Source organism: Sulfitobacter sp. PM12 (assembly GCF_045586035.1).
Lineage (GTDB): Bacteria > Pseudomonadota > Alphaproteobacteria > Rhodobacterales > Rhodobacteraceae > Sulfitobacter > Sulfitobacter pontiacus.
In genome coordinates this window covers 18,115-33,601 of sequence record NZ_CP151529.1, presented here as the reverse complement: position 1 = coordinate 33,601, position 15,487 = coordinate 18,115, and the positions used below count along the sequence as shown (strand labels likewise).

Here is a 15,487-nt window from a genome sequence, read left to right as displayed (position 1 = left end):
CTGTTTTTATTGGTGCTTCGCGGCTTCGGCTGGTAAATATTGGTCATGTCTGACGCCGCCTCTGAACTCGCTAAATTACGCGCTGCCCTGGCCGCCGCAGAGGCCCGTGCAGATGTGGCGGAAAGCGAGCTGGCGCAGGCCCGCGCGGTTGTCTCCTGCTCCGAGGCGATGATCCAAGAGCTCAAGCTTGAGATCGCCAAACTGCGCCGTGACAAATACGGTATCTCGTCAGAACGACGCGCCCGGCTGATCGATCAACTGGAGCTGCAGCTTGAAGAGATGGAAGCGGCGGCTACCGAGGATGCCTTAGTCGCAGATCAAGCAAGCGAGAAAGCCAGCACTGTGCGCGCCTGCACACGCCGCCATTTCGGGCGAAAGCCGTTCCCCGATCACTTGCCGCGCGAGCGGGTTGTCGTCGAAGCACCTGCCGTTTGCACCTGCTGTGGCTCGGACCGGATCGTAAAGATGGGTGAAGATGTCACCGAGACGCTGGAGGTGATCCCGCGTCAGTGGAAGGTGATCCAGACTGTGCGTGAGAAGTTCACTTGCCGGGCCTGCGAGAAGATCAGCCAGCCGCCGGCCCCGTTCCATGCGATCCCGCGCGGATGGGCCGGACCCAGCCTGATCGCCATGCTCGTCTTCGAAAAATACGGACAGCACCAACCCCTGAACCGGCAGGCAGAGCGCTTTGCCCGTGAAGGCGTTGATCTGAGCCTCTCCACCCTGGCAGACCTGGTCGGGCACGCGACTTTCGCCCTGCAGCCGATCCATGCGCCGATCGAGGCCCACGTGCGTGCCGGTCACCGCCTACATGGCGATGATACCACCGTGCCGCTTCTGGCGCGGGGCGGTGCAAAAAAGGCCCGGCTCTGGACCTATGTCCGTGATGACCGCCCCTGGAATGGCGGAGCACCGCCGGCCGCGTTCTTCCGCTTCTCCCGAGATCGTGGCGCAACCAATCCCAATCAGCATTTGGCAGAATGGCAAGGGGTGCTGCAAGCGGACGCCTATGGTGGATACAACGACCTCTATCGAGAGGACCGAGACGCGGGGCCCGTGACCAGCGCGCTGTGTTGGTCGCATGCGCGCCGGAAGTTCTTCGAGCTGGCTGACATCGCGGGCAACGTCCGCAAGGGCAAACCCGCCCATCAGATCTCGCCGGTCGCCCTGGAAGCGGTAAAACGGATCGACGCCATCTTCGACATCGAGCGCGAGATCAATGGGCTGGATGCTGATGCCCGGCTCGTCGCCCGCCAGAACCTGTCCCGTCCCCTGGTAAACGGCCTCCACGACTGGCTGCAGGAAGAGCGCGCGAAACTGTCCAGACACAACAAGGTGGCCAAGGCGATCAACTACATGTTTGAGAAGCATGGCCGTTGGCAGGCCTTCACGGCATTCCTCGATGACGGGCGTATCTGTCTGACAAATAATGCGGCCGAACGCGCCTTACGTGGCATAGCTTTGGGCAGAAAGTCATGGCTCTTTGCAGGGTCCGAGCGCGGCGGTGAACGGGCTGCCGCCATGTATACCCTTATCGTCACCGCCAAAATGAACGACATCGATCCGCAGGCCTGGCTCGCCGATGTTCTCGCCCGGCTGCCCGACTTGCCCGTCTCGCGCGTGCATGAGCTTCTGCCTTGGAACTGGAAAGCTCTATCCCTTCCACAAGCAGCGTAACCATGCAGCTGAACAAGGTGTATTCGGTCAAGACAATCGACCGCGTCGCTGTCGAACTGGGCGAAACCGTTGATCGGATCTTTGATCTCGCCATCGGTATGGAAACCGAAGATGGTGTGATCTGGGTCTACGGCCCCGGCGACGACGGTGTCATCGCATTCACTCCATTCGGGATCGAAAACCTGCAAGAGCTCATCGAAATGGACCGTGATCGCGACCGATAACCCACCTGTGGCCTACGCCGGATGCTTACCTAAAATTAGAGGTGTTCAAAAGTAGAATTTATGGACCTGTCGCGGTTTGATGCCGCTCCTTTGATAGCATCTACTGCAACAAAGGAGACTAACTATGGGACTGAAACGCACAGATGAATTCCGCGCTGATGCGGTGCGTATCGCGCTAACCAGTGGACTGACGCGCAAACAGGTGGCTGACGATCTGGGCGTCGGCATGTCGACGCTGAACAAATGGATCACTGCACATCGAGACACGGATGTGGTGTCAAAAGAGGATCTTAGCCTTGCCGAAGAGAATGACCGTTTGCGTCGTGAGAACCGCATTCTCAAGGAGGAGCGGGAAGTGTTAAAAATGGCCACGGTGTTCTTTGCGAGCCAAAAGCCGTGAGGTTTAAGTTCATTGAAGAACACCGAACAACATTTTCCATCAATCTGATGTGCCGGGTTATGGCAGTCAGCCCGCGTGGTTTGCGGGCGCATCGTAGCCGTCCAGCCAGCCGCAGGCAGCGGTCTGATTTGGTCACGCTGGCCCATATCAAAGAACAATCCCGTCTCAGTTTGGGCAGTTATGCACTGCACGGCAGGGTATTGCGCAGCAATGTCCCGAGAGTGGCAGGCCGCGTATGACCGAAGAGCTGAAGGAAATTGGTCTGAATGTAGGGCACCGCCGCGTAGGCAGGCTGATGCGTCAGAACGGCATATCGGTCGTAAGAACTCGTAAATACAAGGCGACAACGGACAGTAATCATAAGTTCAATATCGCGCCAAACCTGCTGGGTCGTGACTTTAACGCTGATGCGCCCAACCAAAAGTGGGCAGGCGATATCAGTTATATTTGGACGCGCGAGGGGTGGCTGTACTTGGCTGTGATATTGGACTTGCATTCACGGCGTGTAGTTGGCTGGGCGGTCTCGAACCGGATGAAACGCGACCTTGCGATCAGGGCTTTGAAGATGGCCATCGCGTTCCGTCAGCCGCCCAAGGACTGCATCCATCACACGGATCGTGGGTCGCAATATTGTTCGCACGACTACCAGAAGATCCTGCGCCAGCACGGGTTCAAGGTGTCGATGTCTGGCAAGGGAAATTGCTATGATAATGCCGCCGTCGAGACCTTCTTCAAAACCATAAAAGCCGAGCTGATATGGCGGCAGTCATGGGAAACGCGCAGGCAAGCTGAGATAGCGATCTTTGAGTACATCAACGGCTTCTACAATCCGCGACGCCGACACTCAGCATTGGGTTGGAAAAGCCCTGTCGCTTTAGAACGCAAGGTGGCCTAACGAGCACCTGGGGCGGCACGAAAGCGCGACAGGTCCAAGATGTCTTCAATGTGCATCTTTTGTTCCGTCTTGTATGATCTGAACCATGGCCCAGTTCGAATCTCACTTTCCGCTCAAGAATACCCGCACCCATGAGGTTTGCGGGGCGTCTGCCTATGCTTTTGCATATGCATTAGCCGGTCAGGTCTGTGGCGCGAATGGCGGGGCCGCGCTTTGGGTGCGTGAGGCATGGCACGGCACGCAGATCAATCCGGTGGGGGGCGCGGCTTATCTTGATCCATCGCAACTGCTGATCGCGCAGGCGCCGCGTCATATCGATGTGCTCGCCTCGACCGAGGAGGCGTTGCGGTCGGGGCATGTGGCAGTGGTGATCGCAGAACTCACACAGCCCATTGGGTTGACGGAAGGGCGGCGTTTGCAACTGGCTGCGCAAGAAGGCAACGCCACAGGGCTTTGCATTTTGCCTGAAGGAATGGGGAACAATGCCGCGCAGACCAGATGGCACTGCACCCCTGTTTATGATGAAGGCAACACAGCCGAGGACTCGACTCTGCAAAATTGGAAACTTATAAAGAACAAATCAGGAACATTAGCGGCTTGGACTGTGAAGTGGAATGCGCAAACGCGTCGCATCAGTGTGGTTTCCCCGACTGCCCAGCGATAGGGTGCTGCGCGCGCGGACGCTTGAGGCCGCCAATAGCAATCGCCCTTTCGCGCTGGTGCAACACGCGAAAAATACCGACCGCATCTACTGTTTGAACCAAGCGGCAGAGGCGCAGGGGTTGCATCGTGGCATGGGGTTGTCAGATGCCCGTGCCTATTGCCCCGAGCTTTCCAGCGCAGCAGCCAATCCCCAAGAGGACGCGCGGTTTTTGCAATCACTTGCCCGGTGGAGCAAACGATACTGCCCTTGGGTGGGGGTGGATGGGAGGGATGGTTTGGTCCTGAACATCACCGGGTCAGTGCATCTGTTTGGCGGTGAGGCGGAAATGCTGGATGATATGCGTCACCGACTTGCGCGTGCGGGGCTGAACGGGCGTATCGCGGCGGCCGACACCCGCGGGGCAGCTTGGGCGCGCACGCATTATGCCCGCAAGCCCGATGCGGATATCACTGCATTGCCCGTTGCTGCGCTGCGTCTTGACGAGAAAACTGACACGGCGTTGCAGCGGCTTGGCTTGCGGAAAATCTCGGACCTATTGGCTTTACCCCGCATGACAATCGCGCGTCGTTTCGGGCCGAATGTCATGTTGCGACTGGATCAGGCAATGGGCACCCAGGACGAGACGATCACACCGATTGGCGAGGCACCGCACTATGCTGTGCGCATGACTTTGCCCGATCCGATCGGGCTGAGCGCTGATGTGATGGCGGGTACGAAAAGGTTGCTGGATCAGCTTTGCGACAAGTTGAAACGCCAGGCCATGGGGGCACGGCGATTGCAGTTAACGATGCGGCGGGTGGATCAGGGCGCGCAGCAAATCGAACTGCGTCTCGCGGCGCCAATGCGCGATGCAATGCGTATTTTGCCCTTATTTGACCGGGGGATCCGGACTGTGGATGCGGGTTTTGGCATCGACCAGTTACGGCTTGAAGCGACGCAGGTCGAAAACCTTGCCGACGCACAAATCACCGCGGCCACGGCGGCGCGCCCTGACGGGCTGGAGGATCTGATCACCCGTCTTGGTAACCGGATCGGGCTTGAAAACATTCAACGGTTTCTACCGGCAGACAGCCATATCCCCGAGCGGAGCTTTCAAATCGTACCAGCGGCCTACAGTACCGCCACGGGATCATGGTCCACTCTGCGGCCGCGCCCTTTGTGCCTGTTCCCGCCGGAACCCATCGCAGCCAGCGGGGCACGGCCGCCCGCACAGTTTCGCTGGCGCCGGATGTCGCTGACCACGGGGCGGGCGACAGGGCCTGAACGTATCGCGCCTGAATGGTGGTTGCCAGATGACAACTGGCGGTCAGGTGTGCGGGATTATTGGAAAGTGGACACAACGCAGGGCCGGCGATTGTGGTTGTTTTATACGCCGCAAAATCCGAACTGGTTTGTGCAGGGTGAATTTCCATGAAGGCGCGAAACCCGTCTCTGGATCCCGGTTATGCGGAACTGTGTTGCACGTCTAACTTTACGTTCCTGCGGGGGGCATCCCACCCAGAGGAATTGGTCTCTCGGGCGGCCGAGTTGGGGCTGAACGCCTTGGCCATCACAGACCATAATTCGCTGGCCGGGGTCGTTCGGGCCTATTCCGCTCTGAAAGAGCTTCGCCGCGAGTTGGGAGCTGATGCACCCTTGCCAAGGCTTGTTATCGGGGCGCGGCTGATCTTGCGCGATAGCGATACCCATTGGGTCGCATTGCCCCACGACCGTGAAGCCTATGCGCGGTTGACGCGGTTATTGACCCTTGGCAAACGACGTGCCCCCAAAGGGGCCTGCTATCTGGACCTGCCCGATCTGGTTCAAGGCTGTGCAGGCATGAGCTTGATTGCCGTGCCGCAAGCGTCTTTGAAAAGCAGTCAGCCCGATATTATGACGCTGAAAAAGCACTTTCCTGCGGATGTCTTTATCGGGGTCGCGCCGCGCTATGATGGCAGTGACCAGCGCTATTTCGATGCCTGCGCCACCCTCGCGCATCGCACCGCAGCGCCGATGGTGGCCGTGGGGGATGTGTTGATGCACCACGGTGCGCGACGGCAGTTGGCTGATGTTCTGACCTGCCTGCGCCACAATATTACGATCGATCAAATCGGCACGCGTGCCTTACCCAACGCTGAAAAACGCCTCAAGCCCGAAGCTGACATGAAGCGCCTGTTCGCCCGTCACCCGGCGGCCTTGCGCCGCACGACACAGATCGCGGCAAAGTCCAGCTTTTGCCTGTCCGAACTCAGCTATGATTACCCGGACGAGATCGCAGACAATGAAACGCCCCAAGACCGTTTGGCGCGGTTGGCGTCCGAGGGGCTGAAGCTCCGCTATCCCAAGGGGGCACCCGCGCGGGCCATTGCGCAAATGGAAAAAGAACTGGCGTTGGTCAAGACGCTCGATTTTCCGGCCTATTTCCTCACGGTGCATGACATCGTTCAATTCGCGCGCTCCAAGGGGATCTTGTGCCAAGGGCGGGGGTCCGCGGCCAATTCGATCTTGTGCTATCTGTTGGGCATCACCGACGTCAGCCCCGAGACGATTACCATGGTGGTGGAACGCTTTGTGTCAGAACATCGCGGAGAGCCGCCGGATATCGACGTCGATTTCGAACATGAACGCCGCGAAGAGGTCATTCAGCATATCTACGCCAAATACGGCCGGCACCGCGCCGGGCTTTGCGCCACGGTGATCCATTTCCGCTCGCGCGCGGCGATCTCCGAGGTGGGCAAGGTTATGGGCTTGTCCAAGGATGTCACGGCCAATCTCTCTGGGCAAATCTGGGGCACCAGCAATGGCGGGCCGGACCCCGAGCGCGTTAAACAACTGGGGCTTGATCTATCGGACCCGCGTCTGGCGCTGACCATCAAGCTGATTGGTCAAATCATCGGGTTTCCGCGGCATCTGAGCCAGCATGTCGGCGGGTTTGTCATCACCAAAGGGCGATTGGATGAGCTTTGCCCTATCGAAAACGCCGCGATGGATGACCGCACGATCATCGAATGGGACAAGGATGATATCGACGCTCTGAATATTCTGAAGGTCGATATCCTGTCGCTTGGAATGCTCACCTGTATCCGCAAAAGCTTTGATCTGATTGCGCAACATGGGGGCAAAAAATACAGCATCGCCAGCATACCCCAAGATGATGCGCAAACCTATGACATGCTGTGCGTTGCGGATGCCATTGGTGTGTTTCAGGTGGAAAGCCGCGCGCAGATGAACTTTCTCCCGCGGATGAAGCCCCGTGAATTATATGATTTGGTGATCGAGGTGGCGATTGTGCGCCCCGGCCCCATCCAGGGCGGCATGGTACACCCCTATATCAATCGCAGGCAGGGGAACGAAGCCGTGGTTTTCCCCTCGAAAGAGCTGGAAGACGTGCTGGGCAAAACGCTTGGCGTGCCATTGTTCCAGGAACAAGCCATGCAGATCGCTGTCGTCGCAGCCGGGTTCCTGCCAAGCGAGGCAGACCAGCTGCGCCGGTCTATGGCGACCTTCAGGCGGATGGGTACGATTGGCCAACTTCGCGATAAATTCATCAATGGCATGTTGGCGCGGGGCTATGAAAAAGCTTTCGCCGAGAATTGCTTTTCCCAGATCGAGGGCTTTGGCGAATACGGTTTCCCTGAAAGCCATGCCGCTGCTTTTGCAATGCTTGCCTATGTATCGGCCTGGCTGAAATGCCACCATCCGGCAGCCTTTGCCTGCGGGTTGCTGAATGCGCAGCCTATGGGGTTTTATGCGCCCGCCCAGATCGTGCGCGATGCCCGCGAGCATCACATCGAAGTGCGCCCCGTCTGCGTCAACACAAGCGAATGGGACAACACGCTTGAAAAGCGCAGCGACGGGGCACTGGCTTTGCGATTGGGGTTTCGCCAGATCAAAGGCTTTCGTGAAGAGGATGCAGGGTGGATCGTTGCCGCGCGTGGCAATGGCTACCCCGATCCCGAAGCTTTGTGGTTAAGGGCAGGGCTTTCGCCCGCGGTTCTGGAACGTTTGGCCGAAGCCGACGCCTATGCAGGGCTTGGCTTGGGACGACGCGACGCCTTGTGGGCGGTAAAAGCGATCAAAGGTAACGCGCCCTTGCCGTTGTTCAATGATAAGATCGAGGGCGAGGGCATTGTCGAACAGCCCGTCACCTTGCCCGCCATGCATTTAGGGCAGGAAGTGGTCGAGGATTACGTGGCCATGCGCCTGTCGCTGAAAGCCCACCCGATGGAACTGTTGCGCCCGGCCATGACGGGGCTGACAGCTCATGACGCGCTGCCCGAGGTGCCTTTGGGGCCTATGGCACAAAGGCCCATTTCTGTCTGCGGTCTGGTGATCACGCGGCAACGGCCCGGTACGGCGTCGGGGGTCGTTTTCCTGACGCTTGAGGATGAAACAGGTGTGTCAAATGTGGTGGTCTGGAAAAAGGTCTATGCACAATTCCGCCGCGCGGTGATGACGGGGCGCTTGCTGCGCATCACCGGCCATGTACAACGCGAAGGTATCGTGGTGCATGTGATTGCGCATAGCATCGAAGACGTGTCGCACTATCTCAGCCGTCTCGGCCACCCGATGGATGATGCGGTAGGCATCACGCAACCCCAAGCCGACGACGCACCAAGATCCCGCACCCAACCCCGTGCCATGCACCCCCGCGATCAGGCCAAGCGCTTGTTCCCAAGCAGGGATTTCCACTAATCGTACGCTCAGCAGGGCGACCCATGAGCGGGTGCGCATGATGTGTGCAAGCCTTCACGCCGCGCGAAAGTGCAGCCCTGTGGTCAGACCGTTGAGCATTCAAGAAAGCTTTTTCAATTATAGGCCCAGCCTATTTGCGTAGAAACGGCGATCCGTATTTCTTCTGTTCCAAATAATGCACAACAGGAGAGTCCAAAATGAAATCCCCCACCACATTGATCAAAGGCGGCCTGCTGGCGGCCAGCCTTATGGCCTTTGCGCCGCTTGCCGCCATGGCTGATGACGTGTCGATCCGTCTGGGCCACGTTCTGCCGGAAAGCCACAGCTGGCACGTTGCTGCCACTGGTTTCGCCGAAGAGGTCAACAGCCGCACAGAAGGTCGCGTTTCGATCAAGGTTTTCCCCTCCGGGCAGCTTGGCAGCGAAAAGGAAGTGATCGAGGGGCTGCAATTCGGGTCGGTGCAGGCCGGGCTGATCGGTTCCGGGTCGTTCCAGGGGATCGAGCCGCGCATGGGCATCATCGAGATGCCCTATGCCTGGGGCGCGCGCGATCAGGCCTTTGCCGCGCTTGACGGCGATCTGGGCGTTGCGCTGGCCGATATGCTTGATGGCAAGGGGATCAAGGTTCTGGGCTGGTGGGAAAACGGTTTCCGCAACATCACCAACAACGTCCGCCCCGTTGAAAAGCCCGAAGACCTCGCCGGTCTGAAAATCCGTGTCACGCCCGACAAAGTGCGCTTGGCAACATTCGAAGGTCTGGGCGCAGAACCGGCCCCCCTGTCGTTTGGTGAGCTATACTCCGCGCTGCAACAGGGGCTGTTTGATGCGCAGGAAAACCCGCTGGCAATCATCTATTCCGCGTCCTTCTTCGAAGTGCAGAAATACGTCTCGCTGTCTGAACACATCTGGGGCGCTGCCACGCTGACCATGTCGAAATCCGTTTGGGACAAGATCTCTCCCGAGGATCAGGCCATCGTCACGGAAGCCGCCACATCCTGGGGCCTGAAACAGCGCGACATGGTTGCCGCCGCCAATGACAAGCTGATCGCCCAACTGGAAGCAGAAGGCATGCAGTTCAACGAGGTCGACAAAGCCGCCTTTATCGAAGCGGTCGCACCGATCTGGGAAAGCCAGAAGGACGTTTACGGCGAAGAGCTTCTGACCATCCTGGACCAGTACCGCAAATGACTTTGCGGCCTGAAATGACACAAGTTGCATCGGTCGAGCCGGTGCAACTTTACGACTTCACACAAAAGGTGCTGTTTTCCCCGGCTCAACGCGGCGAGGGCTTTATCAAGCTTTCGGTGACCACCGGTAAGAAAGGCGCGAAGTCTACCGCGCACAGCCACCCCCGCGACGAGGTTACGCTGACGCTGAAGGGCGAGGCGATCCTGCGGGCAGGGGGCGAGGAATACCACATGACCGAAGGCACCGCCATGCGCCTGCCACCGGGGCTTGACCACACGGTCGAGGTAATTTCGGACGAATGGGTCGTCGTCGCGGCCTATTGTGACGAATGCATGCTCTGCCGCGGCCCAGAAGGATTTTTGAAACCATGACTTTCGGGAACGGGTCGCTGCGGGCGGCCATTCTTATCGACCGCGCGGCCCGCTGGGTTGGTGCGGCGCTGGTGGCGGGGTTTGCGGCGATGGTCGTCTATGTCGTGATCTCGCGCTACCTGTTCTCATCGACCCCTCGCTGGGCCGAGGAATTGCCCCGCATGGCGCTGGTCTGGCTGACCTTTGTGGGGGCCATTTCGGGCTTTGTGCGTGGCACGCATTTCCGTGCGGGGTTGCTTGACCTGGTGACCATGCCCGCACCGCTGCGCCGGATTTTTGCCGTTCTGGCATGGCTGGCGAGCTTTGTTTTTCTTGCGGTGTTCATCTGGACCGGCTGGAAGCTGACCCAGATCACATGGGCGCATCAGACCACCGCGCTGTCGTTGCCGGTGGGGCTTTTTTACCTGTCCCTCCCCGTTTGCTGCGGCGTTGCACTGCTGGGCCTGATCCTGAAAGGGGGCCGCACATGAGCCTCGCGCTTGCTTTGCTTCTTGTCGTCTTTGTCCTCTTGGTGCTGCTGGATGCGCCCATTGCCGTGGCGCTTGGTCTGTCGTCGATGTTTTATTTGCTGATCGCCGATGCCGCGCCCCTGATCGTTGTGGCGCAGCGCGCGGTGGCGGGGATCAACAGCTTTACACTGCTGGCGATTCCGCTGTTCCTGCTGGCGGGTCTGCTGATGGTCCACGGCGGGCTTGCACCGCGGATCATTGCGCTGTGTTCGGCCCTTATCGGGCGGCGCACCGGCGGGTTGGCGATGGTGATGATCATCGCCTGTATGATGTTCGGGTCGCTTTCCGGCTCCGGCGTGGCCGACGTGGTGGCCATTGGCACGATGATGCTGCCCGCAATGAAGGATCAGGGCTACGCCCCCGGCTTTTCAGCCTCTGCCTTGGGCTGTGCTGGTTCGCTTGGTACCGTCATCCCGCCCTCGATCGTGCTGATTGTCTACGGCACCGCCACCAACAGTTCGATCGGCCAGCTTTTCGTGGCTGCGATCATCCCCGGCATCCTGCTGGGTCTCGGCCTCATGCTGGTGGCGTGGTGGATTTCGCGCCGCAACGGATGGCAGGGCGGAGAGCCTTTTTCCTGGGGTGAGCTGGGACGTGCCGCCAAGGGCTCGATCCTGGCGATGCTGGCACCGATCATCATCGTGGGGGGCATTCGTCTTGGCATCTTCACCCCGACCGAAGCTGCGGGCATCGGCGTCGCCTACGCGCTTTTCATCGGCGTTTTCGTCTACCGCGCACTGTCACTTTCCACCCTGATGCGATTGTTGCGGGAAACCACCGAGATGACAGGGGTGATCCTGCTGGTGATCGCTTCGGCCTCGGTCTTTGGCTGGATTCTCGCGGCAGAGCAAGTGCCGCAGATGGCGGTCAACGGTATCACGCAGGCCACGCAAAGCGGCACTGTCGCCTTGTTGATGATGATGGCGGTCCTGTTGATCCTTGGCACTTTCATGGAAAGCATCGCGATCATCCTGATCCTTGCGCCGGTGTTCCTGCCCATCCTTGGCCACTACGGCATCGATCCGGTTTACTTCGGCATCCTGCTGACCATCAACCTCGCCATTGGGGCCAATACGCCCCCGTTGGGGATCGACCTCATGGCCGCCTGTCGGGTTGGTGAAATCCCGCTCAGCGCGTCGTTCAAATACTTGATCCCATTCCTTGGCGTGATGGTCGGCGTGCTGCTGCTTCTCGTCCTCTTCCCCGCACTGATTACCGAACTTCCGGGCATCCTGTTTTGATCCCGGCCCTCGAAAGAAAGAAGGTTTCCATGTCGATTACCCCCGATACCCGTGTCGATCTTGACCGTTTCTGGTCCACCATCGAAGCCTCCGGCGAGATCGGTAAAGGCCGCCCCGGCGGGCTGTCGCGCCTGACGCTTGGCGATGCCGACCGGGACATGCGCGATCTGTTCCGGTCCTGGTGTGAAGAGGCCGGTTTGACCGTTGAAGTGGATGCCGCCGGCAATATCTTTGGCCGTCGCGACGGCAGCGACAACGATCTGCCGCCGATCCTGATTGGCAGTCACCTTGATACCCAGATCAACGGCGGGCGGTTCGACGGGATCGCCGGCGTGCTGGCCGGGCTCGAGGTGATCCGCTGCCTGAACGATGCGGGCCATGTCACCAAACGCCCCATCGTGGTGGTCGACTGGACCAACGAGGAAGGCGCGCGGTTCTCTCCTCCGATGGTCGCCTCGGGCTGTTTCGTTGGGAAATATGACATCGACTGGGTGCATGATCTGATCGGTGATGATGGCGCGCGCTTCGGTGATGAGCTTGAGCGGATCGGCTATAATGGCGAACGCGCTTGCAAGGCGGGCGAGATCGACGCCTATTTCGAGCTGCATATTGAACAAGGGCCGATCCTTGACGCCGAGAAGCGGGAGGTCGGCATTGTCACCGGCGGCTATCCGGTGCGGGGGATGCGGGCGTCGTTCAAGGGGCAGACCTCGCACACCGGACCAACGCCGATGGACCTGCGCAAGAACGCGCTGGCGGCGGGGGCGCGCTGGCTGACCGCGGTGGATGACATCGGCTGGGATTTCGCGGTGCATGACGGCAAGGCCACCGCCGCGCGGTTGACCGCTTGGCCCAACAAGCCGGGGATCCTGTCCGACACAGCCGAAGCCGTTTGTGACGTGCGCCACCCCGATCCCATCACCACCCGCGCCATGGCCGAAAAGATGCGCCGGGCTCTGTTCGAATCCGCCGCACGGTGTGGGTGTGAGGCGCAGATCGAGGATGAATGGGAATGGGGCGGCGACATCTTTGACCACGAGATGATCGACGGCATCCGCGACGAGGCTATCCGCATGGGCTTCAACTGGCGTGATATCGAAAGCCAGGCAGGTCACGACGCCTATTTCCTTGCCACCCATTGCCCGACGGCGATGATCTTTGCGCCTTGCGAAAACGGCATCACCCACAACAACGAAGAAAACTGCACACCAGAGGATTTCGTCGCCGGGCTAAATATTCTGCTGCATGCCGTCGTCAAACGGGCGGATCGATGAGCGCATTGATCGGACACGAGGCGCTTGAAACCGCGCTGGATTGGCCCGATCTGATCGGCCAGTTGCGCGACTGGTATCGCGGCAAGGCGGTACAGGCTCCGGACCGGCAGGTTCTGACGATTGAGCAACCGGACGGCACCGAGGCATCTTTGCTGATCATGCCCGCCTGGGTTCCCGGTGAAAGCATTGGCGTCAAGGTGGTGACCTTCTTTCCCGAAAACGCCGCCAAGGGCCGCCCGACGATCAATGCGGGCTACCTGCTGTTCGATGGGGAAACCGGGCAAATGCAGGCCGCGCTGGATGGTGATACACTGACCGCGCGGCGCACGGCGGCGGCGTCGGCACTGGCGGCGGATTTACTGGCGCGTAAGGATGCGCGTGATTTACTGATTGTCGGTACGGGGCAGCTTTCCCTTGCTGTCGCAGCGGCACATTGCGCGGTGCGGGGCTACACCTCGGTTTCGATCTGGGGGCGCAGCGGTGACAAGGCGGCTGCGATTGCCTCAGCGCTTGCGGAACAGGGCCTGCCCGCTCGGGCGGTAGACGACCTTGAAACCGCGTGTCGCGCGGCGGATGTGATCAGCACGGTCACAGCCTCGACCAGGCCCATCATCCAGGGGGGCTGGCTCAAACCCGGCAGCCACCTTGATCTGATCGGCGCATTCAAGGGCGACATGCGAGAAAGCGACGATCAGGCGATCCAACAGGCCGAGGTTTTTGTCGATCTGCGGGCAGGGGCATCGCTTGCGGGGGATCTGTCGCAGCCATTGCAAGCGGGGCAGATCACGCCAGAGCACATTCGCGCCGATTTGGCCGAATTGTGTCAGGGTGCCCATCCCGGCCGTAGCGATGACAGTGCCCGCACTGTTTTCAAATCCGCGGGCATGGCGCTTCAGGATCTGGCAGCGGCGACGATGGCAAGCGATCACACCATATTGGGGTAAATCGCCAGCAGCTCCTGCGCGATATCCACAAATTTCTGCTCCGAGGGAGATAGCTTTTCTCTCGGGGCGTGAACCAGATAGACGTCGGCCCCAATCGTTTCATCCGTGATCTTGATGGGCCACAGGTCGCCGCGCCTGATGTCGTCCTGCGCGGCCATGAGGGGCAGGATGCCAATGCCCATGCCGGCCACGATCATTCTTCGGACCTCTTCGATGTTGGTGCTTAGCCCGTTGATGCGATTGCCAAGCCGTGTGCCTTCGCGCAGGACCGACATCGGCTCCAGCCCCATGCCTTCGGTGGCGCAGGCAAAGCTGATAAAGGGCTCGCGCTGAAGATCGCGGAGCGCGACGCTTTCCTGCCCGAACAGCGGATGCTCGGCCCCACAGAAGACACAGAACTCCTCGCGAAACAGACGGATCGAGGGCAGGTTGACCAAGGGTGCGGCCAATAGGCAGAACCCGATCGTGCCACGCCCTTGCTGGATCGAGCGCACGATCGCCTGACTGTTCTGGACCTCACTTTGGAAGGCCACGGAAGGATAGCGCTGATGATAAAGCCGCAGCAATTCGTCCATCATCGGTGACATCAGATTGCTGATAATCTGATAGCGGACCTGCCCGCGTTCCTCTTCTTCGGCGTCGCGGACCAGAAGATTGATCCGTTCGGCACTGTGAAAGATCTCGCGGCATTCCTGAAAAATCTTGTCGCCACGGGTTGTCAGTTCGAAGTGGCGGCTGTCGCGAAAGACAAGCTGGCACCCCAGTTGCGCTTCGAGCTTTTGCAGCGCATTGCTTACCGAAGGCTGGCTTAGGCCCAGCCGTTTTGCGGCCTTCGTGATACTTTCCTCCTTCGCAATCATGTAAAACATGCGCAGAAGGTTCCAGTTCAGATCGGATTGCGGCAAAGCGTTCATGCTGATGATTCGTTTCTTGCTTGGGTCTGAATAGAGTTTCCTATTTTTCATCCCCTATCACATAGTCAACGCGAATGCCTAAAATTGACTGTGACTATGGTGTGCAACTGTGCGCCTGGGGCAGGTTCGGCTAAGCTTGCCACTCATTTCATCAGAAAGCACAAAACATGACCATCACTCGTTTGCACCCCGGCCCCCGCATGAGCCAGGCCGTCGTTCACAACAACACCGTTTACCTTGCCGGTCAGGTCGGCACCGCCGGTGCCGATGTCGCGACCCAGACCCAAGATTGTCTGGACGCGATCGACCGCCTGCTGGCAGAAGCAGGCAGCGATAAATCCAAGCTGCTGCAGGTCACCATCTGGCTTGCTGACATGGCCGATTTCCAGGAAATGAACGCAGTCTATGACGCGTGGATTGACCCTGCCAACCCGGCGGCGCGCGCTTGTGGTGAGGCCAAGTTGGCGACACCGGACTACAAGGTAGAATTTCTCGTGACCGCCGCGATCTAAT

13 protein-coding genes and 1 pseudogene are annotated in these 15,487 nt (G+C 59.4%); 13 read left to right on the top strand and 1 reads right to left on the bottom strand.

The window, feature by feature from the left end; all coding sequences use genetic code 11:
- Positions 1 to 45: 45 nt before the first annotated feature.
- From tnpC to AADW22_RS00095, 12 genes and pseudogenes are all read left to right on the top strand, one after another.
- Positions 46 to 1,677, top strand: coding sequence for an IS66 family transposase (gene tnpC / locus AADW22_RS00150; protein ID WP_407473998.1), 1,632 nt, complete (start codon positions 46 to 48; stop codon positions 1,675 to 1,677).
- A 2-nt stretch (positions 1,678 to 1,679) separates the two neighbouring features.
- A complete protein-coding gene (locus AADW22_RS00145; protein ID WP_407473997.1) occupies positions 1,680 to 1,901 on the top strand; it encodes a hypothetical protein in 222 nt (73 codons plus the stop codon).
- 124 nt (positions 1,902 to 2,025) lie between these two features.
- Positions 2,026 to 3,196: pseudogene (locus AADW22_RS00140) on the top strand (IS3 family transposase).
- An 85-nt stretch (positions 3,197 to 3,281) separates the two neighbouring features.
- A complete protein-coding gene (locus AADW22_RS00135) occupies positions 3,282 to 3,860 on the top strand; it encodes an ImuA family protein (protein WP_009824077.1) in 579 nt (192 codons plus the stop codon).
- Complete coding sequence (locus tag AADW22_RS00130) at positions 3,811 to 5,274, top strand: Y-family DNA polymerase (RefSeq protein WP_407473996.1); 1,464 nt, start codon at positions 3,811 to 3,813, stop codon at positions 5,272 to 5,274. The genes AADW22_RS00135 and AADW22_RS00130 overlap by 50 nt, the downstream gene beginning before the upstream one ends.
- Positions 5,271 to 8,534, top strand: coding sequence for an error-prone DNA polymerase (locus AADW22_RS00125; protein WP_407473995.1), 3,264 nt, complete (start codon positions 5,271 to 5,273; stop codon positions 8,532 to 8,534). Before AADW22_RS00130 ends, AADW22_RS00125 begins: the two co-directional genes overlap by 4 nt.
- 197 nt (positions 8,535 to 8,731) lie before the next feature.
- On the top strand, positions 8,732 to 9,721 hold the full coding sequence (locus AADW22_RS00120) for a DctP family TRAP transporter solute-binding subunit (RefSeq protein WP_407473994.1): 990 nt from the start codon (positions 8,732 to 8,734) through the stop codon (positions 9,719 to 9,721).
- 14 nt (positions 9,722 to 9,735) lie between these two features.
- On the top strand, positions 9,736 to 10,092 hold the full coding sequence (locus tag AADW22_RS00115) for a cupin domain-containing protein (RefSeq protein WP_005848253.1): 357 nt from the start codon (positions 9,736 to 9,738) through the stop codon (positions 10,090 to 10,092).
- Entirely contained in the window at positions 10,089 to 10,562 is a 474-nt protein-coding gene (locus AADW22_RS00110) for a TRAP transporter small permease (RefSeq protein ID WP_407473993.1), read from the top strand. Before AADW22_RS00115 ends, AADW22_RS00110 begins: the two co-directional genes overlap by 4 nt.
- On the top strand, positions 10,559 to 11,842 hold the full coding sequence (locus AADW22_RS00105) for a TRAP transporter large permease (RefSeq protein ID WP_005848257.1): 1,284 nt from the start codon (positions 10,559 to 10,561) through the stop codon (positions 11,840 to 11,842). Before AADW22_RS00110 ends, AADW22_RS00105 begins: the two co-directional genes overlap by 4 nt.
- Before the next feature lie 29 nt (positions 11,843 to 11,871).
- Positions 11,872 to 13,116, top strand: coding sequence for a Zn-dependent hydrolase (locus AADW22_RS00100; protein ID WP_260005946.1), 1,245 nt, complete (start codon positions 11,872 to 11,874; stop codon positions 13,114 to 13,116).
- Entirely contained in the window at positions 13,113 to 14,060 is a 948-nt protein-coding gene (locus AADW22_RS00095) for an ornithine cyclodeaminase family protein (RefSeq protein WP_407473992.1), read from the top strand. The genes AADW22_RS00100 and AADW22_RS00095 overlap by 4 nt, the downstream gene beginning before the upstream one ends.
- On the opposite strand, the gene AADW22_RS00090 is transcribed toward AADW22_RS00095, so the two are convergent.
- The gene (locus AADW22_RS00090) at positions 14,042 to 14,974 is read right to left on the bottom strand and encodes a LysR family transcriptional regulator (protein ID WP_037953368.1); all 933 of its coding nucleotides are present in this window, start codon (positions 14,972 to 14,974) and stop codon (positions 14,042 to 14,044) included. The two genes, AADW22_RS00095 and AADW22_RS00090, sit on opposite strands and share 19 nt — an antisense overlap.
- A 167-nt stretch (positions 14,975 to 15,141) precedes the next feature.
- Between AADW22_RS00090 and AADW22_RS00085 the strand changes: the two genes are divergently transcribed.
- Positions 15,142 to 15,486, top strand: coding sequence for a Rid family hydrolase (locus AADW22_RS00085; protein WP_340290386.1), 345 nt, complete (start codon positions 15,142 to 15,144; stop codon positions 15,484 to 15,486).
- Position 15,487 lies beyond the last annotated feature (1 nt).

What these genes read in the sequence shown, in the direction of transcription:
- tnpC (WP_407473998.1), top strand. Translation starts at nt 46, where the DNA reads ATGTCTGACGCCGCCTCTGAACTCGCTAAATTACGCGCTGCCCTGGCC.
- AADW22_RS00145 (WP_407473997.1), top strand. Translation starts at nt 1,680, where the DNA reads ATGCAGCTGAACAAGGTGTATTCGGTCAAGACAATCGACCGCGTCGCT.
- AADW22_RS00135 (WP_009824077.1), top strand. Translation starts at nt 3,282, where the DNA reads ATGGCCCAGTTCGAATCTCACTTTCCGCTCAAGAATACCCGCACCCAT.
- AADW22_RS00130 (WP_407473996.1), top strand. Translation starts at nt 3,811, where the DNA reads ATGCGCAAACGCGTCGCATCAGTGTGGTTTCCCCGACTGCCCAGCGAT.
- AADW22_RS00125 (WP_407473995.1), top strand. Translation starts at nt 5,271, where the DNA reads ATGAAGGCGCGAAACCCGTCTCTGGATCCCGGTTATGCGGAACTGTGT.
- AADW22_RS00120 (WP_407473994.1), top strand. Translation starts at nt 8,732, where the DNA reads ATGAAATCCCCCACCACATTGATCAAAGGCGGCCTGCTGGCGGCCAGC.
- AADW22_RS00115 (WP_005848253.1), top strand. Translation starts at nt 9,736, where the DNA reads ATGACACAAGTTGCATCGGTCGAGCCGGTGCAACTTTACGACTTCACA.
- AADW22_RS00110 (WP_407473993.1), top strand. Translation starts at nt 10,089, where the DNA reads ATGACTTTCGGGAACGGGTCGCTGCGGGCGGCCATTCTTATCGACCGC.
- AADW22_RS00105 (WP_005848257.1), top strand. Translation starts at nt 10,559, where the DNA reads ATGAGCCTCGCGCTTGCTTTGCTTCTTGTCGTCTTTGTCCTCTTGGTG.
- AADW22_RS00100 (WP_260005946.1), top strand. Translation starts at nt 11,872, where the DNA reads ATGTCGATTACCCCCGATACCCGTGTCGATCTTGACCGTTTCTGGTCC.
- AADW22_RS00095 (WP_407473992.1), top strand. Translation starts at nt 13,113, where the DNA reads ATGAGCGCATTGATCGGACACGAGGCGCTTGAAACCGCGCTGGATTGG.
- AADW22_RS00090 (WP_037953368.1), bottom strand. Translation starts at nt 14,974, where the DNA reads ATGAACGCTTTGCCGCAATCCGATCTGAACTGGAACCTTCTGCGCATG.
- AADW22_RS00085 (WP_340290386.1), top strand. Translation starts at nt 15,142, where the DNA reads ATGACCATCACTCGTTTGCACCCCGGCCCCCGCATGAGCCAGGCCGTC.